The sequence below is a fragment of the Youhaiella tibetensis genome, from assembly GCF_008000755.1.
GTDB classification, from domain to species: Bacteria; Pseudomonadota; Alphaproteobacteria; order Rhizobiales; family Devosiaceae; genus Paradevosia; species Paradevosia tibetensis.
Genome location: NZ_CP041690.1, coordinates 2548211 through 2569626, shown reverse-complemented (window position 1 = coordinate 2569626; position 21416 = coordinate 2548211). Strand labels below are relative to the sequence as shown.

Sequence of the window (21416 nt, the reverse complement as noted above, 5' to 3'; positions counted from 1 at the left end):
TGTCAAGCATTGCGGTCCTAGACGGTTCGCCCAGCGAGTGCCTCAAACATTACGCAGATGTAAATTCCACGAAATGTCGGGGAAAGCTGGGATGGTTAAGATGGTGGCAACCTTTTCGTTTGGAGACGGATCATGCGTACCAAGACTTTGCCTATCCTGGCTGGATTGACGGCGGCCGTCATGGCCGGCTCCGCCGTCAGCATCGTTGCTGCCCAATCTGCAATCAGCGTGCCGCCGCCCGCGGCCGGCACCGCCTTGCCGAGCTTGGCGCCGGTTGTCGGCGAGGTGCTGCCGAGCGTTGTCGCCATCGCCGTGCAGGGCAACATGGTGCAACCGGTCAACCAGAGCGGGGACAACCCGCTCTTCCAGCAGTTCGGCCTGCCCAATTCCGGCCCGCCGGTGAAGAAGCAGGTTCAGGGCGAGGGCTCCGGCGTGATCGTGGATGCCAACAAGGGCCTGATCATCACCAACAACCATGTCGTCGACTTCGCCGACAAGATCTCCGTCACGCTTTCGGATGGTCGCGTCCTGACCGGCAAGGTTCTCGGCAAGGATCCGGCGACCGACATCGCCCTTGTGCAGGTGCCGGCCGATCACCTGACCGCCATCAAGATGGCGACGCCCGAAAGCCTTCGCGTCGGAGATTATGTCGTGGCGGTAGGCAACCCGTTCGGGTTGGGTGAGACCGTGACCTCCGGCATCGTCAGCGCCCTCGGTCGCACGGGCCTCGGCATTGAAGGCTACGAGAACTTCATCCAGACCGACGCCTCGATCAACCCCGGCAATTCGGGTGGCGCGCTGGTTGATATGAACGGAAATCTGGTCGGTATGAACACTGCCATCGTTGGCCCCGGCGGCGGCAGCGTTGGCGTCGGCTTTGCTATCCCCACGCAGATGATCGACCAGGTCGTGGCCCAGATCGAGAAGTATGGCGATGTCGAGCGTGGGCAATTGGGTATCCAGATCCAGAACCTGACGCCCGATCTGGTTACAGCCATGGGTTTGCCTGATCGGCAGCAGGGTGCTTTGGTTTCCGATGTCGGGGCGAATTCCGCCGCGGCTGGAGCCGGCCTTGCGGCGGGAGATATCGTGACCGCCCTCAACGGCAAGCCGATCGCGAACTCCTCGGAACTGCGCACGGACATCGGATTGATGCGCGCCGGCGACAAGGTCGATCTGACGCTGCTGCGCGGCGGCAAGACGATCGATACGTCGGTGACGCTGGACAAGGCTACCGCCTGATCGGTGCAGCGCTAGCGAGGAAAGGGCCCCCGGTCGGGGCCCTTTTTGCTTGAGGGCAACGTGTCAACCCGCCTGGTCAAGTCCCTGCGTTGCCTTGAATTTTAAGGATGCGAACCTCATCTTCGTCGAAACGAAAGCAAGGTACGACGATGAAGACGCCCGCCTTTTCCGGTCAATCGGTCCACGCCTATTCCGCGGGGCCGCCGCGCCAGGTTCCCGGCTTCTTGGGCCTTCACCGCATGACGACCATGTTGCTCGCCGAGCGGGTGCCGGCCGACGGACAGGTGCTCGTGCTTGGCGCCGGAGGCGGGCTGGAACTCAAGGCTTTCGCGGAAGCGCATCCGGGTTGGTCCTTCGATGGCGTAGATCCCTCCGCCGATATGCTGGGGATCGCCGAGCAGGCGACCGAGCAGTATGCCGGGCGCGTGCGTCTCCATCATGGCTACATTGAGGACGCGCCCGACGGCCCCTTCGATGGAGCGACCAGCCTCCTGACATTTCACTTCATTGCGCCCGACAAGCGGCTCGAAACTCTGCGGCAGGTCCATCGGCGCCTCAAGCCTGGCGCGCCATTCGTCCTGGCCCATATCAGCTTTCCGCAGACCGAGCCGGAGCGGTCGCAATGGATCGCGCGGCATGTCGCCTTTGGCGCGCCCGACGGCGCCGACCCGGCGCAGCTGGAGAGTTCGCGCCAGGCGATAGCCACTCGCCTCACCATTCTCGCTCCTGAAGAGGAGGAGGCATTGCTGGCCGAGGCTGGTTTTGATGGTATCGAGCTTTTCTACGCCGGCTTCAGCTTCCGGGGCTGGGTAGCTTACGCCCGCTAGGCGAACCTAGTCGTTTACCTAGGGCGGACGCCCTCGCGCATGTGTAGAAGGCCTCTTTTCCGATCCGTTTCGCTTCGAGGGGCTTGAATGCTGCGCGCTACGATATTCCTGGGCCTGGGGCTGCTTCTTGCCGGTCCGGCGCTGGCCGAGACTGCGGCAAGCGAGCACGGCGCCTACCTTCTGCCGGATGAGGACAGTTCCAGCGTCTCGCTCGCGCACCACGAGGCCACTGGCTTGCAGGCGGCCTTTGTCGGCTTCGGCGAGAGCAACGGCGACACTCTCTATTACGCGGTCTGCCGCAACGACAGTTGCGAGCAGAACGAGGATTGGGAGACCGTGTCGCTGCCGTTGCACCAGGCGGTCAAGGCCCAGCTCGCGCTGACGGCCGAGGGCAAACCCCGTATCCTTGGCGCCGGCTGGAACTCCGAGCAGGCAAATGGCACGAGCTACTATTTCGCCCAATGCGATTCCGACTGCCTGGATGCTGACAACTGGCAAATCGGCAAGGTCATGTCGACGGCGGATGGGCTGATGTCCAACATCGGGCGCCATCGGCTTCCCGAACGGTCCTTCGCGCTCGACGAACACGGCAATCCACGTTTCATGGTTTCGGATTCCAATTACTCGGTCAAACCGGACCACTATGGCGGTTTCTACATGTCCTGCGAGAGCTATTGCACGGAGGCGCGGAACTGGAGTGAGACGAACCTCGCCAACCAGGCAGGCTATAGCTCCGAGAGCTTCAGCTATCCGGTCCTGGCGCTCAGCCCGGGTGGCGGCGCGCGCCTCATTGCCGGCGTCTATGCGTTCGACGAAGAGGGCAATGATCTGCCGGATGGGCTCTATTACTACGAGTGCGACCATGGTTGCGAAACGCGGGCGAACTGGCAGCGGACCCGCGTCATCGACCAGGGGAGCGGGTCTTACCCCAACCCCACCTGGAGCATGGATTTGACGGAGGACGGGCGGCCGCGCGTGGCGCTGTTTACCGGCTACGGCACCGAGATCGAGGGGCTCGATCAGCAACTCCTCTACATCTACTGCGACGAGGGTTGCACCGCGCCCGAGGGTGAGAACTGGTTCGGCTATCCGCTCGGGCTTGGCAATGGCGTAGGGGAGAGCCCCGATATCAAGCTCGATGCGGATGGCGTGCCGCATGTGGCCTTCACCACCAACGGCTTCGAGCTCGGTTTTGCCAGCTGCACGGGCGGATGCGAAGACAGCAAATCGGCGTCGTGGACGTCGGACTTTGCGGAGCGCTCCGAGGTTGCCGCAGCTGATCGGCCAACCGCGATTCCCTATACATGCGACGGGGAGGTGTGGAACGGCATGGCACCCAGCCTAACCCTTGCCAAGGGACGGCCGGTTATCGGTTACAACCTGGCCGTCGAGGCGCGCTGCCTTTACAAGGAATGGGGCAAGCCGGAGATCGTCTATGAATTCCACGAGATCTGGCGGGGAGCGCGGGTGGTCAGGCCCTGACATACGGGCGGGCTTTGAAGCTCTGTCGCGGCGCAGACACCTTCCGTTTCGTTGACATCTCGGGATCACTATGGCAGCTCCCTAGCTGCCCACCCGGCGGCCGGGCAGGGTGCTCTATGGAGCTTCGCGAACCTTCGCTTCCCCCACCCTTGGCCTCTCCCGGGCAGCTGCCTGACGGCCGCACAAAGGGTGTGGGATGCCATCCTGGATTTCCCATGGCCCTGCTTGGCGCCCTCAGCCTGAGCGAAATCGTGACGCGGATTGCGGCGGTCCTCATTTATGCCGCGCTGCAAGGCGCCCTCTTCGCGGCGCTGGCGCGCCTCCTGGGCGATGCCCGCCCGCAGAACGAGGGGCGGCTGACCGTCAATCCGTTCACGCAGGTTTCGATGTGGGGGGTGATCGCAGGCGTGCTCTTCGCGCTGACATGGATAAGGCCGGTCAGATACGAGCCGTGCGCCATCCGGTTCGGCGGATGGGGGCTGCTACTGGTGGTCGCGTCGGGTCTCGCCCTGATGCTGGCACTGGTGCCGCTGGCCGACTTCTTGCGACCGCTGCTGCTGCTTTTGCCGCGGACGGCCGGCTACGCGGCGCTCTACGTGCTTAACCAGTTTCAGGCGATAACGGTGGGATCGGTCATCCTCAACTGCCTCCCCGTTCCGGGTCTGGCGGCAGGTGCGTTGACGCAATTGGGATGGCAAGGGCACGAGCGGCGGTTTGAACGGCTGGTGCCCATCGGGCTGGGGCTGGTCTTCGCCGCCATCGTCGCCGGCCTCATCCCCAACCCTGCCTCTTCGGTGATGCCTTACCTGCGGGCCGTCTAGCCCGCAGGCGGTCTGCCATCGCCTATTCGCCGGCGTGGCCGAGATAGTGGTGCTTGTCGAGCAGCCCCTGGATGGTGCCATCCGCCACCAGTGCGTCGATGGCCTGGTCAACCTGGTTGCGCAGGAAGCTGTCACGGCTCGAGACGAGAGCGCCCACGCGGATGGCCGTTTCGGCAACCGGGTCGGTGGCGATCGTGCGCAGCTTTTGCGCGTCAGGGCGATCGGCCTGCAGCTTGGCCAGGGTCGGCTGCCACAGGATCATGCCTGCAATGGTGCCGTCGAGAACGCGGGTCGCCATGAGGTCGGGATCGGCGTAGGGCAGGCGCACCCAGCGTTCGCTCTTGGCGCGCTGCTGGGCCCAGGTGATGTAGGTCATTTCGCCGATGCTGGACATGGAAGTGCCAAGCCGCTGGTCAAGCGGAATGTCAGCGAGCTTCTGCCAGTCTGAATTGGCCACTGCGAGCACGAAGGGGATCGTCACGTAAGGGCGCGTGATCGAGAAGACTTCCGAAACTTGCACTTCGGTCGAGACCGATACGCCCATGAAGAGGTCGCAGGTGTTGTTCATGGCCAGCGTCAGTTCGTCCATGAAACCGTCCCCGTTGACGGGGAAACCGCCGAAACCCTCGATCGGCTTGACCTGGAGGAAGAGCGCGTCGCCGATGGCCTGCGCCACGTCGAGATCGAAGGCGCGGCTCTGGCCGGTGGCGTCCACGCACACGGTGATGCTGTCGCCGGCCTGACGGCGGGTGTTGGTCAGTTCCTCGGGGGGGATGCCCGAAGTCTGGGCGAAGGCGACGCCAGTTCCAAGCAGGAACAGGGCCGGGGCCACGAAGCGCAACATTGTAGTCTCCATACAAAGAAGAAAGGGGCCCGACGGGCCCCTTTCGCTATTCGCCGGAAGGCTTAGCTGGCCGACTTCGGCAGCTTGAACACGAAGATCGAGTTACCGGCACCGGTCGGCAGCGGGATCTCCGGGAAGGCCGAGGAGATCGACGAAGCGGCGTTCGAGTAGCCGGTCGGGATAGCGAGGTACTGTTCGCCATCGATCTCGTAGGTCATCGGGTAGCCACCGATCGGAGCGTTGAGCGTCTGCGACCAGAGCACGTCACCGGTTTCCTGGTCCCAGGCCTTGACGTCGCGAGCGGCGTCACCACCGAACACGAGGCCGCCGGCGGTCGCCAGGACCGACGAGGTCATGGACGGACGGCTGCGGTACTGCCACTTGGACTCGCCCTGGGTCGGGTTGACCGAGAGAGCCTGCATCAGACCGGCATCGGTGATGCCTTCGGGCAGGACGCGCGGGCCGAACTTGACGGCGCCAACGGCGTTACCGGCGGTGAACTCGGTCTGGGTCGGAGCAACGGTGTTGCAGGCCTCGGTCAGCGGGACGAAGTAGGCCTGGGTCAGCGGGCTGTAGGAGCCGGCCTGCCAGAGCTTGCCACCGGACACCGAGGTGCAGATGAGGTGCTCTTCGCCAACGGCGCTCGAGATCAGGTCTTCGTTGATGTGGACGGTGCCATCGGCGTCGATCGACTTGACGACGTTCTGGTAGACCGTTTCCTTGGACCACAGGTACTTGCCGGTGTCGCGATCGAGAGCGAAGGCGATGCCGTTCTTGCCCGGGACGGTGACGAGGAGCTTGTGCTTCACGCCGTCGATTTCCTGGTCAACCAGGATACGCTCGAACGGGCTGTCCAGGTCCCAGTTATCGCGGGGCAGGTGCTGGTAGTACCACTTGAGCTTGCCGGTCGAAACGTCGATGGCGAGGGTCGAGTTGGTGTAGAGCACCGAGCCGTCGCCCGAGCCGCGGATGAGCTCGGAGTAGGGGCCAGGCATACCGACACCCCAGTAGGTGGTGTTGGTCTCAGGATCGTAGGCGCCGGTCGTCCACGGCGTGCCGCCCCAGCGGTTTTCCGGCGGAACGTCGCCCCAGCTGGCCTGCTGGGCCGGATTGTCCGGATCGTTGATGGTGTTGAAGCGCCAGACTTCATCGCCCGTGTTCACGTCGTGGGCCATGATGTAGCAGCCGCCAGCGGTGCCGGCGATCGAGCAGCCCGAGATGGCCGAGATGATCTTGCCATCGGCGACCAGCGGACCAACGGTGTAGCTGTAGCCCTTGTTGTAGTCGAGGACCTGCTTTTCCCAGACCAGCTTGCCGTCGGCAGCGTTCAGCACGACGATCTTGGCGTCAGCCGTGGTCAGGATGACCTTGTCTTCGTAGAGCGCGATCGAGTTCTTCTGACGGCGAGCCTGGTTGATCTGGTAGCTCCAGGTCGTCGGGAGCTCGGCCAGGGTGTGGCGGTACTGCCAGATCAGGGTGCCGGTCTTGGCGTCCAGCGCTTCGACGATGTTGTTGTTCGTCTGCAGGAACATGATGCCGTTGTGAACCAGCGGCGCGGTTTCCTGAATGCCGGCTTCAGCCATCGGCCAGGCCCAGGCGAGCTGCAGCTTGCCGACCGTGTCCTTGTTGATCAGGTCGAGGGGGCTATAACCCTGGTTGTTATAGGCGCCGCGGAACATCAGCCAATCCTCGGCCGGCGGGTTCGCCAGCATGTCGGCCGTCACGGGCTTGTAGTTCTCGATACCCTGCGCGAACGCGGTGCCCGACAGGGCCACCAGTGCGGTCGTCGCCGCAAAAAGGGTTTTCATCAGTTCGATTTTCATCGATACCTCCAGTAGAATGGCGCTTTGGACGCCAAGAGAAAGCGGGAGCTAGTTGGCGACCGAGGGAAGCGTCTGACCCCAGGTGAAAGCCTGCGGGACGCTAGGTGCGGCCGCTGCGGCGGGCGCCATTTGCTCAGGAGCGAGGCCGCCCGGGAGCTGCTTGCCCCAGGTGAAGGCCTGCGGAACGGCGGTGGCGGCAGGCGTGGCGTCCGCGGTGGCAGCGCCACCCGCGTCGAGCGCCGCGGCAGCCATGCTGGCGGCTCCGGCTGCCGTTTCGGCGGAGAGCGAGACGCTCGCCATCGTGTCGGTGGTCAGCGGAGCATCGCCGGGAGCGGCGCCGTTGAACTGCATGATGTAGGCGACGATGTTGAGGTAGGTGTCTTCACCCAGCTTGCCGGGCGCGGAGGGCGGCATGGCGACGGAGATGAAGTCATAGATGCCGCCGGCGGTGTCCCAGTTCTGCATGACGTCCGAACCGAACAGGCCAGGAGCATCCGGACCTTCGAGCTGACGACCGTGGCACTGCGCGCAATTGGAATTGTACGCCGTCTGGCCAGCGTCGGCCTGCTCTGCAGTGAAGCCCGCGGCCATGGAAGAAGAGGCACCCATCACGCTAAGCGCGAGGATGGCGGCGGAAGCGGTAGACCGCAGCGAGTTGAAAGGCACGATAACCCCACAAGGTAGTTGTCTATGTTCAATTCATGGGCGAGTCGCCCAAGTTTGAATTGGAGCCATTCGTCTGCCATGCCGATTATAAACGCTCAATGACGCAAAGAGCCGTTTGTGCAAAATTCACAGCGACTTACGCAATAGCCGATATAAGCAGAACCTCTATTGCTCCGGCGGAGCGGCCAGGTCGTATCGCTTCTCGATACTGGCAAGGACCCCGGATTTGCTGACGCGATCGAGTGCGTCGGCCACTGCCCGCTTGAGGGTTTGGTCGCCTTTCCAGAGCCCGAGCGCCATTCGGTAGCGAGGAAAATCCTGCTCAGGAAGCCAAAAGCGCTTGAAATTTCCATTTTCGAGATGGAGCGAGTCGATCACGAATCGCTCGGCGATGCCGGCTCCCAGGTTCGGGTCATCCAGGGCCGCTTGAAACTGGGCCGGCGAGGGGGTGCCGCGGGCCGTCCAGCCATTGGCGCGCACCCAGGTCGAGAGCTTGACGCGGTCCAGGCCGGCCGTTCCCGGGAGGACGGCAACCGTGCCGCCGCGTTCAGGCAACTCGCCGGTTCGCGAGACGGCCATCCAGCCGGTCTGGGCAGGGGTGGGTATCGTCTGCAGGAAACCGCGCGTCTGTTCTGTGTCGGCTACGCCGCCCGCGATGATGTCGCACTGGGCGCGGGTCAGCATCCAGTTGCGCGGATTGAAGTCGCTGCCGATAGAGGTGAGCGTGTTGACCGAAAGGCGGAGGCCGATTTCCCTGGCGATCGCTTCGAGCAGTTCGATATCGAAACCTGGCCGGGCCGGATCGCCTGTTACCAGAGGAGGATAGCTCGGCGGCACGCAGGCTTTGATCACGCCGGCCTGCTGTCGGTCGCGCAACGAGGTATCGGGCGGCAGGAAGCTGGCCGCGACCAGCAGTGCGACGACGACGAGGAAGTTGAGAGCGGCGCGACGCCAGCGATGTCGGCGGGGCGGGGTCATTGGCGTCGGAAGCCGATCAGGGCCCAGACGAAGAAGATGGCCGCCATGGCGAAGATGACCGCCGGTCCATAGTAGGGCGGGAACTGATTGAAGCCGATGATGGTGCCGCGCAGGGCATCGACCGCATAGGTGATCGGGTTGATCTGGACCATGAACACCAGCCATTCCGGGTAGGCGGTAGCGGTCTGGGTGCGCGAGAGCGTGGGATCGAGCGGGAAGATCGAGGACGAAGTGAAATAGAGCGGCAGGATCACGGTGTTGGAGAAGACGCCGAACCCCTCGAAGCTGCGCACGCGCGACGCCAGCACTACCCCGAAGCAGGTGAGGCCGAACGAGAGGGCGAACATCAACCCCAACGCCATCGCCATCTGATCGATACCGAGCGTGACGTCGGCGAAGCGGGCCAGAATCAGCACCAGGCCGCCATGGATCATGGCCACGGTGCTGCCGCCCAGCACCTTGCCCAGTAGGATCAGCGAGCGCGGCATGGGGGAGACCAGCACTTCACGCAGGAAGCCGAATTCCCGATCCCAGATCACCGAAACGGCGAACTGGATCGAGGTGTACATGATGTTGAGGACGATCACCGCCGGGAACAGGAACTGGAGGTAGGTGAAGGGGATCACGTACTTGACCTCGCCGAACACCTCGCCCCGGAAATAGGGGTTGAGGCCGACGCCGAGCACCAACAGCCAGATCAGCGGGCGGCTGATGCCGCCGATCATCTGACTTCGATCGCGCGTGGCGCGGGTGATTTCGCGTAACCAAACGCCATAAACGCCGCGAAACAGGGTGATGGCGCGGTTCATCGTTGACCTCCCCGGCGACCGGCATTGCGTTGTGCATCTCGCTGCCCATCTGCGCGGTCACGTAGTTCGCGGCCCGTCAAGGACAGGAACACGCTCTCGAGTGTCGGCTCCTGGAAGCGGATCTCTTCGAGACGGGTCCGGTAGGTGGCCAGAAAGGCGTCCGCCATGGCATCGTCCGGTACCGGCAGTGCGAGGGCTGTGCCCAGGCGCTGGACCTGCGGGTAGCGGGCTGCGATTTCCGTGGCCGTGGCCTCGTCACGCGGGACCACGTGGAGCCATCTCGACCCATGTGCCGCCTTGAGGTCCGCGGGCGTTCCCTGGACGATGATCTGGCCGTGATCGATGATGCAGACCTGATCGGCGCTCTCGACCTCCTCGATATAGTGCGTGGTGGTGAGCACGGTCAGGTGCTGTTCGCGACGCAGGCGCTCGAGATAGCTCCAGATGCGCTGTCGGGTCTGGGGATCGAGGCCGACTGTGGGTTCGTCGAGGAAGAGGATCGTCGGCTGGTGCATGAGCGCACGGGCGATCTCGAGGCGGCGCCGCATGCCCCCGGAAAAGCTCCGCACGATCTCGTCGCTCCATTCGGTCAGTTCGACGAGCGCCAGCACGTCCTCGGCGCGCTGGCGGCGCAGCCTTGGCGCCAGCCCGTGTACGAGCCCGTGGAACTCGAGGTTTTCCCAGGCGCTCAATCGGTCGTCGAGGCTCGAGTCCTGGAAGACGACGCCGATGGTCTCGCGGGCCTTGGTAGGCTGCCTGACAACGTCGAAGTCGCTGATGCGTGCCGTGCCGCGATCGGGCAGGCGCAGCGTGCACAGGATCGACACCAGCGTAGTCTTGCCCGCCCCATTGGGGCCTAGCAGGGCGAAGCTGGCGCCGCGCGGAATGGAAAACGAGACATCATTGAGAACCGTCTTGCCATCGTATGAGGCAAAGAGGTTTTCGACGCTGATAGCGGCGGGCATCGCGGAACTCGGAGGGGGAGCAGGGATACGAATATTGCGATCTCTAGCAGGATAGGCCTTGGCTGTCAGCCAACCGCTTGACGCTCCACGAGGATCGCACTCACGGGAGGCGAGCGAAGCGGTCGGCTCCCGAGGTTCTAGAAAGAGAGCGCCCGATCGTCCACCGTCGCGAGCTGTAACAATATGCCTCAGCGTCCGGTCTGCGCCGCGCTATTCGAGCGAGATGACCACGAGTTCGTTCTTGTCATGATCCTCAATTCGCACCAGGTCGCCGCGCGCCGCCGGATCATTGGACAGGCGAACCAGTTCATCGACCTCGATGCCTTCGTCGCGCAGGGCGCTGAGCGCGCGGCGCGGTATCAGCCGGACTGCGATTCCCAGTATTCCGCCCGGAATAGTCACCGTTGTTGCGAGGTGGCGTTCGTCACCACGGAATACCCGTATCTTGAGATCGGTCATCGTTTGCTCCTCGGTTGCAGGCAGAACCTATCATTGACCGGCATCAACCGCTGGCAGTTCTCGCCGCGTAGCATCCTCCAGGTCAATCATGGAGCACGGGAGCGCGCGATGAGCGAACCGGATGAGCACCAGCCCAATATCGTCAAGCGTGTCGATGCCGCCGATCTGATGGGCGAGATCGACCATCTCCTTATGACGCCGGCCCTTGATGCCCTGACCATCGAGCGGGAAGACGGAGCGCTCTCGGTGCAGGTGCCGCTCCAGCACTTGAAAAGCGCTGTCATCGTAGAGCCAATGTGGCTTGGCTTGCTCGGCGCCTGTGCGCTGCTGCCGGGTACTTTCTTGCTGACCGCGACAACTGGCGCCTCCGAAGGCAGGATCGAGAACGACGGGGAAGAGAGTGGCGGCGCTTTCCATGCGAGCGGGGACTGAGCGGGACGCTCAGGTTCGGTCGGGATTGTCCAGGTAGCGCCGCGTCTCGTCGTCCCAGAGAATGCGGCCGGTTTCGACCAGCAGGCGAACGATGCCTGCTGCGATGGCATCCCGATCGGGCAGGTCCGTTTCCAACCCCAGGGCGTCGGCGATCTCGCTTTCGGTCATGCCTTCAGCATGGCGGGAGAGCAGGTCGACGATTGCGTCCTCGATGTATTGAAGGCCCAATTGAGCGCGTTCGCGCTGTGCCATGTTGCTCATCTCGATCTCCCTGGGCTCGACTGCCGGCAAGGATGCCGTTTCGCCGTCCACCGCCTTTGATCTGCGTCAACGCCGGGCGCAGCAAAACCTCCATTTCTAGGTTCTCTCAGTGGGAGGGTACGAATGGCGATCAGCGAACCGGTCAGGCGCATACTGGAAGGGTTCGACGGCGAGCGCCCGGGGACCAAGGCGAAGCTGGCCAGCCTGTTGATGCACGGCCGGCTGGCAGGAACCGGCAAGTTGATGATCCTGCCGGTCGACCAGGGGTTCGAGCATGGTCCGGCGCGCAGCTTTGCCATGAACCCGGCTGCCTACCATCCCCAGTATCTTTTCCAACTCGCGATCGATGCGCGGCTGAGCGCTCTGGCCGGTCCGGTCGGGCTGCTTGGCGCCTGCGCGGATCGCCTTGCCGGTGAGGTGCCACTCATCCTCAAGGCAAACAGCGCCGACAGCCTTGCGCAGGAGCACGATCAGGCAGTCACGGCGACCGTCAGGGACGCGCTCGAGCTTGGGTGTGCCGCCATCGGCTACACGATCTATCCGGGCGCCGACCGGCAGTACGAAATGTTCGAGGAAGTCCGCGACGGAATAGCGGAGGCGCGGGCCAACGGCCTGGCGGCGATGATCTGGGCCTATCCCCGTGGAGGGGCGTTGGCGCATGAGGATGAAACGGCGCTCGACATCGTTGCTTATGCGGCCCATATCGCGGCGCTCCTGGGCGCCCACATCATCAAGGTCAAGCTCCCGACCGAACGCATCGCCCAGCACGAGGCGCAGGATGCCTATGCGGGCAGGAACTGGCGCAGCCTCGAAACCCGCGTTGCGCATGTGATGCAGGCCGCCTTCGCGGGGAAGAGGATCGTCGTCTTTTCAGGCGGTCCGCTGGCCGATCAGCGGGAACTGGTCGAGCAGGTGCGCGCCATTGCGCGCGGCGGTGGTCACGGCTCCATCGTGGGGCGCAATAGCTTCCAGCGTACCCACGACGAGGCGCTTGCGCTTCTCGATGAAATCGCCGGTGTCTATGGGGCTGCTGAAAAGCGGGTGCAGGCATGACCGCAAGCCGGGTCGCTCCTCAGATACTGACGATAACCCTTAATCCCGCGCTGGACGTCACGACCTCGGTTGGGCATCTGGCGCCGGTCAGGAAGCTGCGCTGCGAAGCTCCTCAATACGAGGCTGGCGGTGGAGGCGTGAATGTCTCAAGGGCGATCCGGGAGCTCGGCGGGGAAAGCCGGGCCTTCATTGCCACAGGTGGCGGCATGGAGGGGCGGTACCGCAAGCTCGTGCGCGAATCCGGGCTAAACGTGCGCTATTGGCACGTGGAAGGGGAGCTTCGTTTTTCGCTCACCGTCATCGACCGCGGGGCAGGGCAGCACTACCGTTTCGTGCTGCCTGGCCCCGAGTTTGCAGCCGAACAGGTGGATGGGCTGCTGTCATCGATCATGAGGGCGATGCCGAGCGGTTGCCGGTTCGTGGTGGGAAGCGGAAGCCTGCCGCCGGGAATGCCGGTCGATTTCTATGGCCGTTTGGCGCGCCTGGTCCACGAACGGGGCGCCTTCTTCATTCTCGATACGCATGGTGCTCCGCTCCGTGCCGCCCTCGAGCAGCGGGTATTCGTGGTGCGGATCAACGCGATCGAGGCCAACGAACTGGCGCGTCTTGCCAGCATTTCGAGCGTAACCCTGCCTGGCCTCGCCCGGCAACTGATCGAGCGCTATCCGATCGATGCTTTGCTGGTGGGCAATGGTGCGGAGGGTACGTTGCTGACAACCGCGGACGCCCAATGTCAGGTGCGGCCGCCGAAGGTCGAGGTGGTCAGCGGCGTCGGCGCCGGCGACAGCTTTCTGGGAGCGTTCACCCTTGCGCTGCAGCGCGATTGGTCGATGAAGGATGCGCTGCGCTACGGGGTTGCGGCCGCCGCCTCTGCCGTCGGCACCGACATTGCCCATCTCTGCGACCGCGACGCCACCGACCGCTACTTCCGTATCATCCGGGACGAGGGAGAGGGCGCGGAATTCCGGCCTGCGACTTGATCTTCGTCAACGCCTTCGCGCGCCACTCGCCCATCCTAAGGCAGGTGCAATGTTGCGGTGCGGTTGAGCCATGAGAGCGAAGGACCTGATGACGACCGAGGTTTGGACGGTGGGGCCTGGCCACAGTATCCGCCACGCGGCTCGGATCATGCTCAAGCGTGGCGTCAGCGGCCTTCCGGTCGTGGATGGCAGCGAGGCCGTGGTGGGCGTGATCACCGAGGGTGACCTGCTGCGCCGGGTCGAATTGGGCAACGGCACACCCGAGCGCGCTTCTACGTCTTCGCCGGACCGCGACGGTTCTCTCCATGCCTATGTCAGAGAGAATGCCTGGAGCGTCGGCGACGTGATGTCGACCAAGGTGATCTCGGCGGGCGAGGAGATGCCGGTCGAAGAGATTGCCGCCACTATGATCGCCAACGGGGTCAAGCGCCTGCCGGTGATCAGTGACGGGCGGCTCGTTGGCATCGTGAGCAGGGCGGATTTGCTCTGGGTCATCACCTGGGTCGAGCCCGAGCAGGCCATTCGCGGCGACGAGGCGCTGTGCCGCAGCGTCAAGGCGCGTCTCTCCGTGCGTGGGCTGCTCCACGACGTACCCGAGTTGACCGTTTCCAATGCAGTCGTCCACCTCTGGGGCGGGCGCCTGTCGGAAGCGGAGAGGGACGTCGTGCGCATCGTGGCGGAGGCGACGCCGGGCACCGCGGGGTTCGTCGACCACATCGTGTCCGGCATCCTGAAGCAGTGATTGCATTCAATCGGTTGGTCACGCCTTGAGCGTTACCGGCGCCGTTGAGGGCGCCAGGCGCGCGAGCGCCAGTGCCGCGCCTTTCAGTTCCGCATCCGCGCCGTCCTTGATGACCCAGACCGGAATGTCCTCGAAGAACCCCGCGACCTCGTGGTTTTCGGAGAACGCACGCGCGAATGCCGGGCTTTCCAGGGCCGGTATGATGTTCGGAGCGATGCCGCCGCCGATATAGATGCCACCACGCGCCCCGAAAGCGAGCGCCATGTCGCTCGCGAAACGCGCCAGCCAGATCACGAACTGGTCAAGGGCCCGAACCGCCACGGGATCCTGGCGGGCGATGGCCGCCTTGGTGATGCGCGCGGCGCTGAACTGGTCGCGCGGCTCGGTCTTGCCACCCGCCAGCGCGTTGTAGAGGGCCGCCAGTCCTGCGCCAGACAGCAGTCTTTCGGCCGTCACCACGCCGGGCTTGAGATCCATCGCCTCGACGAGTTCGAGTTCGGCAGCGTCGCGCGCCCCGAAGCTCATGTGCCCGCCTTCGCTGGCGATGGGCAGCCATTCGCCGTTCTGCCAAAGCAGGCCCGACAGTCCCAGTCCCGTGCCGGGTCCCACGACCATCCTGTTGTGCCCTTTGGCGAGTTTGCCCCGCTTGACCTCGTGCAGGTCATAGTCGGTCAGCGTAGGCACTGCGAGAGCCAGTGCCTCGAAGTCGTTGATCAACAGGACTGTTTCGGCGCCGGTCACCGCCTGGATGTCGGCTTTGGTGAATTCCCAGGGACGGTTGGTCAGGCGCGCCGTGTCGTTGTCCACCGGGCCTGCGAGCGCGAGGGCAACCATCTCGGGGCGGAACGGCACCGTCTTGAGATACCGCTCGATGGCGTCCTGCGGCCGGGTGAAGTCGCCGGTGCTGAGCAGCGCGAAGTGCTCGATCGTCAGCCGGTCGATGTCGGTGATCGCGAGGCGGAAATTCGTACCGCCAATGTCTGCCACGAGGGCGCGGCGCGAGTAGTCGTTCATCGGGATGATCCTTCCTCGGCAAAGATGACACTAGGCCTAGCGCATGGTCGCCAGGGTCAATTGACCGGCGTCAACGAGCGGCCCGAGGTGGTCCGGCAGTCTGGCCGCGAGAGATTGCGGAGAAACCGGAAATGACTGCTTCAGCTTCGATCGTCTGGTTCGAGGACCTTGGACGGGACGATGTGCCCCGGGTGGGTGGCAAGAACGCCTCGCTGGGGGAAATGATCGGCCATCTGTCGCGAGCGGGCGTTACGGTGCCGCCCGGATTTGCTACTACTGCCAAGGCTTTCTGGTCGTTTCTGGACGCCAACGACCTGCGCCGGGTGATCGCTGCGAGGATCGATGAGTGGCAGCGCGGTACCGCCAGCCTCGGGGAAACAGGAGGCGCCATCCGCAAGGCAATCCTGAAGGCGGAATGGCCGCGCGAGCTCGCCGAAGAGATAAAGGCGGGATATGGCGAGCTCTCGCGCCGGGTTGGCGTGGATGGCGTCCATGTCGCCGTTCGCTCCAGCGCGACCGCCGAGGACCTGCCAAACGCCAGCTTTGCCGGACAACAGGATACCTTTCTCAACATCAGCGGGGAGGCGGCGCTGCTGCTGGCCTGCAAACGCTGCTTTGCCTCGCTCTTTAACGACCGCGCCATCAGCTACCGGCAGGCGAACGGGTTCGACCAGACCGCCGTGGCGCTTTCGATCGGCATCCAGCAGATGGTCCGGTCCGACCTTGGCGCCGCGGGCGTGATGTTCTCGATCGATACGGAAACCGGGTTCGACAAGGTCGTCCTGATCAACGGCTCCTGGGGGCTGGGCGAGAACATCGTGCAGGGGGCGGTCGATCCCGACGAGTACCAGGTCTTCAAGCCTCTGCTGGCCAATGAGCAACTCAGTCCCATCGTCCAGAAGCGTCGCGGAGAAAAGGCGATCAAGATGATCTGCCAGGAGGGCGAGCACCCCACGCGGAACGTGCCGACCTCAAAGCGCGAGCGGAAGGCCTTCGTCCTGGGTGATGCGGACATCCTGGCGCTGGCCAGGTGGGCGGTCCTTATCGAGAAGCATTATGGCCAGCCCATGGACATGGAGTGGGCACGGGACGGTGAAACCGGCCGCCTCTACATCGTCCAGGCACGACCTGAGACTTCTCACACGCGGCGTCGCGAGGGGGTGCTGCGCAGCTATTCCATTTCAGGCAAGGGCGCCTTGCTGGCCCGTGGTGTGGCGGTGGGCGATGCTGTGGTTTCGGGCGATGTCTGTCTGATCGAAGACGTGAAGGATATCGACAAGTTCGTCGACGGATCGGTGCTCGTGACACGCACGACCGATCCGGACTGGTTCCCGATCATGAAGCGAGCCGCGGCGATCGTTACCGACCTGGGGGGACGTACGTCACATGCCGCCATCGTCAGCCGCGAACTGGGGCTACCGGCGATCGTCGGTGCGGGGGACGCTACCCAAACCCTGCATTCACTGCAGGAGGTTACTGTTTCGTGCGCCGAGGGTGATGAGGGCTTCGTCTATGCGGGACGGGCCCAAGTCAAGGCGAACGACATCGATATCTCCTCGCTCAAGCCCACCCACACGCAGATCATGCTCAACCTCGCCAATCCCGGCGCGGCTTTCCGCTGGTGGCGGTTGCCGACGGATGGCGTGGGGCTCGCACGCATGGAGTTCGTGATCGCCAACGAAATTCTCGTCCATCCGGAAGCCTTGCTGCACTTTGATGAACTGAAGGACGAAGGAGCCAGGCGCCGCATATCGGAGTTGACGGAAGGCTACCGGGTCAAGGCCGACTACTTCGTGGAAAAGCTCTCGCTGGGGTTGGCTCGCCTGGCCGCGAGTGTCTATCCGCATCCTGTCATCGTGCGCATGAGCGATTTCAAGACCAACGAATATGCCGACCTTGTCGGTGGCGCCCAGTTCGAGCCGAAGGAAGCCAACCCCATGATCGGCTTCCGCGGGGCGTCGCGCTACTACTCGCCCCAGTATCGCGATGCCTTCGCGCTCGAATGCCAAGCCGTCCGTCGCCTGCGCGAGGAACTGGGCTTCGACAATGTGGTGGTGATGATCCCGTTCTGCCGTTCGCCCGAGGAGGCGGACAAGGTGCTCGAGGTCATGGCCGAGAATGGTCTCCAGCGCGGCCGGAACGGGCTGCAGGTCTACGTCATGTGCGAAATTCCGGCCAATGTCGTTCTCGCCAGCCAGTTTGCCGAGCGCTTTGATGGCTTCTCCATCGGCTCGAACGACCTGACCCAGCTGGTCCTGGGCGTCGACCGGGATTCCGCAGAGCTGTCGCATCTCTTCAGCGAGGAGAACGAGGCGGTCAAGCAGATGATCGCTCAGGTCATCGCCGAGGCTCATCGGGCTGGCGCCAAGATCGGATTGTGCGGCCAGGCTCCAAGCGACAACCCCGGCTTTGCCGCGTTCCTGGTGGACTGCGGCATCGACTCGATCTCCGTCAGTCCCGACAGTTTCGTGGCGGTGAAGCAGACGGTGGCCGCGGCAGAGGCGGGGATGCGTCGACGGGCCTGATCTGGCGCGCCTTGGCTGCTGTCACAGTCCGTTACAATCCAGCACCCATTGGCACAGTGCGGCGACAACCCGTGTGACCTTTGCCCGCTATCCCTAGCTGAACAAGCGCAGGGAGCGTCGGATGTATACCTTCAGCAGGATAGATTGTGCGCAGCAGATGCCGGGCAGCGAGGTGGACGGATGCCTCAGTGACCTGTTTTCAAACGCTGCAATCGAGAGAGTTCAGCCCGGGCACGGCATCTTTTGGGAAGAGGACAGCTCGGAGGATATCTTCCTCGTACTCGAGGGGCTGGTTCGCCTCTACCGCATGCTGCCGGATGGGCGTCGCGTGATCGTGGGTTTCCTCTTTGCGGGGGATTACATGGGGCTCTCCTGGCAGGAGGAGCAGCGCCATACGGCAGAGGCCGTTTCGCAGGTGAAGCTGCAGAGAATCGCCAAATCCCAGTTCTACGACCGCGTCGCACGGACGCCCTTGCAGGACCGTTTCGCACACTCGCAGCCACGCGATGAAATGTGCGCCGCCCAGGACCAGATGATGCTGGTGTTGCGCCGCTCCGCCGATGAACGGGTCGCCGCCTTTCTCGCCTTTGTGGCGGACCGCACCGGCCGGACCCTCGACAAGGGCTCCGAGTTGCGCCTGGCCATGCCGCGCATCGACATAGCCGACTATCTCGGCCTGACCATCGAGACGGTTTCCAGGAGCATTTCCAAGCTGCGCGATCGGGGCGTGATCTCGCTCAACGGGCCGTCGCGTGTCAGGATCGAAAAGCCGCATATGCTCCGGCAACTGGCCGAGGGCGATGAAAGCGTGCTTGAATACGTGATGTCCAAGCCGATCCCGGCCGCGGTGGCCGCCTGATTTCTGGATCGTCCGACGGCGGTGCGCGAGCATGAGGGTCTCATGGCCGAGGATGGGTCACCGGAAGTGCCGGAACGCAACCGGGATGGGGCGAGCAGGGCCGGACCGCCCAACAGTTACATGTCGACCCGCACGCACCTGCTGGTGCTCGTCATGGGCCTGCTGGTTCCGCTATTGGTTCTGGTCGGGACCGTCGCCTACCTATATGTCACCGCGGAACGCCATGGCAGGGAGGTTACCGCCAGGGCGGCCGCCCGGGAGTTGGCAACCGCGCTCGATGGCGTGGCGGCGGTGCCGATCGCGTCGTTGAAAATCCTGGCGGCGTCAGATCAGGGCGACATGACCGCTCTCGGCCGCCAAGCTGAAATCGTGGCCAATCAACTCGATATGCCCATCGCCGTCTTTGAGAACGGACGGGTGGCGTTCGCATCGATCGCTCCAGCGCCGCCAGCGAGTCTGGGCGAAGACCTCACGAAGTTCATCGAACAAGCCGGTGCCGCCGGGCAGCCGTCCGTCAGCAACCGGACGGTCGACAATGAGACGGGAATGGATGGCGCCTGGATCGCCGTGCCGGTGGCAGGACGCGGGCGCGTCATGGCGGCATGGGCAACGAGCAAGAAACTCGGGGCTGCCTTCGCACCCATAAATCTCGAGCCCGGCTGGATCGGGGTGGTGCTCGATGGCTCGGGCAGCGTTCTGCTGAGAACGGAGGATCAGGAGACCCTGGCCGGGCACGACGCCAGTCCGGATTGGCTTGCGCGTGCGACCGGGGAGGAAGGGTTGTGGTTCGGTCAGAATGCTTCGGGCACCGAGAGCATGGCGGCCTATAGTCGTTCCGACCTGACCGGCTGGACGGCCGTGGTCACAGTGCCGCGCGCGCTCTTTGACGCTCCATTGTGGAACACGGTGTGGCTCGTCGGTGGGCTTGGCCTTGCCATGTTGGCTCTCGGGGCAGGGGCGGCGTATTGGATGGCCTCGCGTCTTTCGGGTGCCATCTACTCGCTCAGCCGCAGCGGCCTGGCCCTTGCGCATAACGAAAGCAAGGCGGAGCCTCCGATACGGGTACGCGAGGTGAGGGAGGTTCAGGAAATCCTCAGTGGTGTCGCCGCCCAGATGCGAGACCGCGCCAACCACCTTCAGAGCATCCTCGATACCGTCCCCAGCGCCATGATCGTGATCAACGGACATGGCACGATCCTCTCCTTTAGCGCGGCGGCCGAACGGCAGTTCGGCTACGAAGCGGGCGAGGTGATCGGGAAAAACGTCAAGGTCCTGATGCCCGAGCCCGACCGGGGACACCATGACGGCTACATCCATCGGTATCTCGAAACCGGCGAACGGCGCATCATCGGGCTTGGACGTGTAGTCACGGCCCTGCGCAAGGACGGAACGCGCTTTCCGGTCGAACTTCACGTGGGCCGAGCCGACGCGGGGGGCGAACCGCTGTTTACCGGCTTCCTGCGCGATCTGACGGATAAGCAGCGCATCGAGCAGGAGCTGCGCCAGACCCAGAAGATGGAGGCCATCGGCAAGCTCACCGGTGGCGTGGCGCATGACTTCAACAATTTGCTGACGGTCATCAAGGGAAATCTCGAGATGATCGAGGGGCGTCTGGAGGGGCGGCACCACGGCCTGATCCGAGACGCGCAGGAGGCAGCCGATCTTGCGTCCAACCTCACAGCGAGCCTTCTCGCGTTCGGTCGCAGGATGCCTCTTGATCCGCAGGATACCGATATCGGCACCCTCGTCCTCAAATTGGGGGAGTTGATCCGCCGCACACTCGGGGAAACCATCGAAGTCATCATCAGGGTTCCCGGGAGCCATCGCGCCATCGTGGACGCTGGCCAGCTCCAGAACGCGCTGCTCAACCTCGCCATCAACGCGCGGGATGCCATGCCACGGGGCGGCACCCTGACGATTTCCGTGGAGCGGGCAGAACTCGACATGGACTACGCCACGGCCAACGAGGAAGTCGCACCCGGAGCCTATGAGGTCATCGAGGTGCGCGACACCGGGGTGGGGATGAGCGCCGAGGTCAGGGAGCGGGCGCTCGAGCCGTTCTTCACCACCAAGGCGGCCGGCTCCGGGACCGGCCTCGGGTTGAGTTCTGTCTACGGCTTCGTCAAGCAGTCAGGTGGACATCTGGCGCTCTACAGCGAAGTGGGGCGGGGCACGTCCATCCGCCTCTATTTGCCGGTGCCAAGGCTGACCGAGCCGAGCGATCGTGCCGTCGCCCAAATCGACACGGTCATGCCCCAGTCGCACGGAGAAACAGTGCTGGTCGTCGAGGACGAGGAACGCGTGCGGCGCGTTGCGGTAGCGCGCCTTGTCGACCTGGGCTACCGGGTACTTCAGGCCGAGAACGGTTCGGTAGCGCTGGATATGCTCGATGGCCTCACAGCCCTCGATCTCGTTTTCAGCGACATGGTCATGCCCGGCGGCGTCGACGGGGCGGAACTGGCTGAAGAGCTGGCCCGGCGGCGCCCGGAGGTCCGCATCCTCCTCACGTCCGGCTACGCCGAGCCCGAGGCCATCGCGCGCAGTTCGAAGGGCAACGTCAACTGGCTTCGCAAACCGTATTCGACCGCCGAGCTGGCGCGAAAACTGCGTGCCGTGCTCGATGCGGAAAGATAG

Annotated in this window: 20 protein-coding genes; 11 read left to right on the top strand and 9 right to left on the bottom strand. The window is 64.0% G+C overall.

Features of this window, described 5'->3' with window-relative positions; all coding sequences use genetic code 11:
* Positions 1-132: 132 nt before the first annotated feature.
* The 4 genes from FNA67_RS12395 (at position 133) to FNA67_RS12380 (ending at position 4372) form a co-directional block, all read left to right on the top strand.
* Positions 133-1242: a trypsin-like peptidase domain-containing protein gene (locus tag FNA67_RS12395; protein WP_053167899.1), complete on the top strand. Its 1110-nt coding sequence runs from the start codon at positions 133-135 to the stop codon at positions 1240-1242.
* A 149-nt stretch (positions 1243-1391) separates the two neighbouring features.
* Positions 1392-2069, top strand: coding sequence for a class I SAM-dependent methyltransferase (locus tag FNA67_RS12390; protein WP_147656237.1), 678 nt, complete (start codon positions 1392-1394; stop codon positions 2067-2069).
* Positions 2070-2156: 87 nt separating this feature from the next.
* Positions 2157-3551, top strand: coding sequence for a hypothetical protein (locus FNA67_RS12385; protein WP_147656236.1), 1395 nt, complete (start codon positions 2157-2159; stop codon positions 3549-3551).
* Positions 3552-3766: 215 nt separating this feature from the next.
* Positions 3767-4372, top strand: a complete 606-nt coding sequence (locus FNA67_RS12380) for a zinc metalloprotease (protein ID WP_147656235.1) — start codon at positions 3767-3769, stop codon at positions 4370-4372.
* A gap of 22 nt (positions 4373-4394) precedes the next feature.
* On the opposite strand, the gene FNA67_RS12375 is transcribed toward FNA67_RS12380, so the two are convergent.
* From FNA67_RS12375 to FNA67_RS12345, 7 genes are all read right to left on the bottom strand, one after another.
* Positions 4395-5216, bottom strand: coding sequence for a substrate-binding periplasmic protein (locus tag FNA67_RS12375; RefSeq protein ID WP_170267302.1), 822 nt, complete (start codon positions 5214-5216; stop codon positions 4395-4397).
* 62 nt (positions 5217-5278) lie between these two features.
* Complete coding sequence (locus FNA67_RS12370) at positions 5279-7039, bottom strand: pyrroloquinoline quinone-dependent dehydrogenase (protein ID WP_147656233.1); 1761 nt, start codon at positions 7037-7039, stop codon at positions 5279-5281.
* A gap of 48 nt (positions 7040-7087) precedes the next feature.
* Positions 7088-7705 carry a c-type cytochrome gene (locus FNA67_RS12365; RefSeq protein ID WP_049705459.1) on the bottom strand — a complete coding sequence of 206 codons (618 nt, stop codon included), beginning with the start codon at positions 7703-7705 and terminating at the stop codon, positions 7088-7090.
* Between the two features lie 165 nt (positions 7706-7870).
* Positions 7871-8683, bottom strand: a complete 813-nt coding sequence (locus tag FNA67_RS12360) for a substrate-binding periplasmic protein (RefSeq protein WP_147656232.1) — start codon at positions 8681-8683, stop codon at positions 7871-7873.
* Positions 8680-9492: an ABC transporter permease gene (locus FNA67_RS12355; protein ID WP_147656231.1), complete on the bottom strand. Its 813-nt coding sequence runs from the start codon at positions 9490-9492 to the stop codon at positions 8680-8682. Before FNA67_RS12355 ends, FNA67_RS12360 begins: the two co-directional genes overlap by 4 nt.
* Positions 9489-10457 carry an ABC transporter ATP-binding protein gene (locus tag FNA67_RS12350; RefSeq protein ID WP_147656230.1) on the bottom strand — a complete coding sequence of 323 codons (969 nt, stop codon included), beginning with the start codon at positions 10455-10457 and terminating at the stop codon, positions 9489-9491. The genes FNA67_RS12355 and FNA67_RS12350 overlap by 4 nt, the downstream gene beginning before the upstream one ends.
* Before the next feature lie 210 nt (positions 10458-10667).
* Positions 10668-10916, bottom strand: a complete 249-nt coding sequence (locus FNA67_RS12345; RefSeq protein WP_147656229.1) for a hypothetical protein — start codon at positions 10914-10916, stop codon at positions 10668-10670.
* 108 nt (positions 10917-11024) lie between these two features.
* On the opposite strand from FNA67_RS12345, the gene FNA67_RS12340 reads away from it, so the two are divergent.
* Complete coding sequence (locus tag FNA67_RS12340; protein WP_147656228.1) at positions 11025-11348, top strand: hypothetical protein; 324 nt, start codon at positions 11025-11027, stop codon at positions 11346-11348.
* Positions 11349-11357: 9 nt separating this feature from the next.
* Here FNA67_RS12340 and FNA67_RS12335 read toward each other — a convergent pair whose 3' ends face one another.
* Positions 11358-11609, bottom strand: coding sequence for a hypothetical protein (locus FNA67_RS12335; protein ID WP_147656227.1), 252 nt, complete (start codon positions 11607-11609; stop codon positions 11358-11360).
* A 123-nt stretch (positions 11610-11732) separates the two neighbouring features.
* On the opposite strand from FNA67_RS12335, the gene FNA67_RS12330 reads away from it, so the two are divergent.
* From FNA67_RS12330 to FNA67_RS12320, 3 genes are all read left to right on the top strand, one after another.
* Complete coding sequence (locus tag FNA67_RS12330) at positions 11733-12662, top strand: class I fructose-bisphosphate aldolase (RefSeq protein WP_147656226.1); 930 nt, start codon at positions 11733-11735, stop codon at positions 12660-12662.
* A complete protein-coding gene (locus FNA67_RS12325; protein ID WP_147656225.1) occupies positions 12659-13642 on the top strand; it encodes a 1-phosphofructokinase family hexose kinase in 984 nt (327 codons plus the stop codon). The genes FNA67_RS12330 and FNA67_RS12325 overlap by 4 nt, the downstream gene beginning before the upstream one ends.
* Positions 13643-13730: 88 nt before the next feature.
* Positions 13731-14384: a CBS domain-containing protein gene (locus FNA67_RS12320; RefSeq protein WP_170267301.1), complete on the top strand. Its 654-nt coding sequence runs from the start codon at positions 13731-13733 to the stop codon at positions 14382-14384.
* Between the two features lie 18 nt (positions 14385-14402).
* Here the strand turns inward: FNA67_RS12320 and FNA67_RS12315 are convergent, their stop codons facing one another.
* Complete coding sequence (locus FNA67_RS12315; protein WP_147656223.1) at positions 14403-15398, bottom strand: glucokinase; 996 nt, start codon at positions 15396-15398, stop codon at positions 14403-14405.
* Between the two features lie 131 nt (positions 15399-15529).
* Here FNA67_RS12315 and ppsA point away from each other — a divergent pair, with 131 nt between their 5' ends.
* From ppsA to FNA67_RS12300, 3 genes are all read left to right on the top strand, one after another.
* Positions 15530-17923 (top strand): phosphoenolpyruvate synthase, encoded by a 2394-nt coding sequence (gene ppsA, locus FNA67_RS12310; RefSeq protein WP_147656222.1) that lies wholly within the window; start codon positions 15530-15532, stop codon positions 17921-17923.
* Between the two features lie 121 nt (positions 17924-18044).
* A complete protein-coding gene (locus FNA67_RS12305) occupies positions 18045-18782 on the top strand; it encodes a helix-turn-helix domain-containing protein (protein ID WP_147656221.1) in 738 nt (245 codons plus the stop codon).
* A gap of 42 nt (positions 18783-18824) precedes the next feature.
* On the top strand, positions 18825-21416 hold the full coding sequence (locus tag FNA67_RS12300) for a PAS domain S-box protein (RefSeq protein WP_244616339.1): 2592 nt from the start codon (positions 18825-18827) through the stop codon (positions 21414-21416).

Coding starts and splice junctions, on each gene's coding strand:
- FNA67_RS12395 (WP_053167899.1), top strand. CDS start 133: ATGCGTACCAAGACTTTGCCTATCCTGGCTGGATTGACGGCGGCCGTC.
- FNA67_RS12390 (WP_147656237.1), top strand. CDS start 1,392: ATGAAGACGCCCGCCTTTTCCGGTCAATCGGTCCACGCCTATTCCGCG.
- FNA67_RS12385 (WP_147656236.1), top strand. CDS start 2,157: ATGCTGCGCGCTACGATATTCCTGGGCCTGGGGCTGCTTCTTGCCGGT.
- FNA67_RS12380 (WP_147656235.1), top strand. CDS start 3,767: ATGGCCCTGCTTGGCGCCCTCAGCCTGAGCGAAATCGTGACGCGGATT.
- FNA67_RS12375 (WP_170267302.1), bottom strand. CDS start 5,216: ATGTTGCGCTTCGTGGCCCCGGCCCTGTTCCTGCTTGGAACTGGCGTC.
- FNA67_RS12370 (WP_147656233.1), bottom strand. CDS start 7,039: ATGAAAATCGAACTGATGAAAACCCTTTTTGCGGCGACGACCGCACTG.
- FNA67_RS12360 (WP_147656232.1), bottom strand. CDS start 8,683: ATGACCCCGCCCCGCCGACATCGCTGGCGTCGCGCCGCTCTCAACTTC.
- FNA67_RS12355 (WP_147656231.1), bottom strand. CDS start 9,492: ATGAACCGCGCCATCACCCTGTTTCGCGGCGTTTATGGCGTTTGGTTA.
- FNA67_RS12350 (WP_147656230.1), bottom strand. CDS start 10,457: ATGCCCGCCGCTATCAGCGTCGAAAACCTCTTTGCCTCATACGATGGC.
- FNA67_RS12345 (WP_147656229.1), bottom strand. CDS start 10,916: ATGACCGATCTCAAGATACGGGTATTCCGTGGTGACGAACGCCACCTC.
- FNA67_RS12340 (WP_147656228.1), top strand. CDS start 11,025: ATGAGCGAACCGGATGAGCACCAGCCCAATATCGTCAAGCGTGTCGAT.
- FNA67_RS12335 (WP_147656227.1), bottom strand. CDS start 11,609: ATGAGCAACATGGCACAGCGCGAACGCGCTCAATTGGGCCTTCAATAC.
- FNA67_RS12330 (WP_147656226.1), top strand. CDS start 11,733: ATGGCGATCAGCGAACCGGTCAGGCGCATACTGGAAGGGTTCGACGGC.
- FNA67_RS12325 (WP_147656225.1), top strand. CDS start 12,659: ATGACCGCAAGCCGGGTCGCTCCTCAGATACTGACGATAACCCTTAAT.
- FNA67_RS12320 (WP_170267301.1), top strand. CDS start 13,731: ATGACGACCGAGGTTTGGACGGTGGGGCCTGGCCACAGTATCCGCCAC.
- FNA67_RS12315 (WP_147656223.1), bottom strand. CDS start 15,398: ATGAACGACTACTCGCGCCGCGCCCTCGTGGCAGACATTGGCGGTACG.
- ppsA (WP_147656222.1), top strand. CDS start 15,530: ATGACTGCTTCAGCTTCGATCGTCTGGTTCGAGGACCTTGGACGGGAC.
- FNA67_RS12305 (WP_147656221.1), top strand. CDS start 18,045: ATGTATACCTTCAGCAGGATAGATTGTGCGCAGCAGATGCCGGGCAGC.
- FNA67_RS12300 (WP_244616339.1), top strand. CDS start 18,825: ATGGCCGAGGATGGGTCACCGGAAGTGCCGGAACGCAACCGGGATGGG.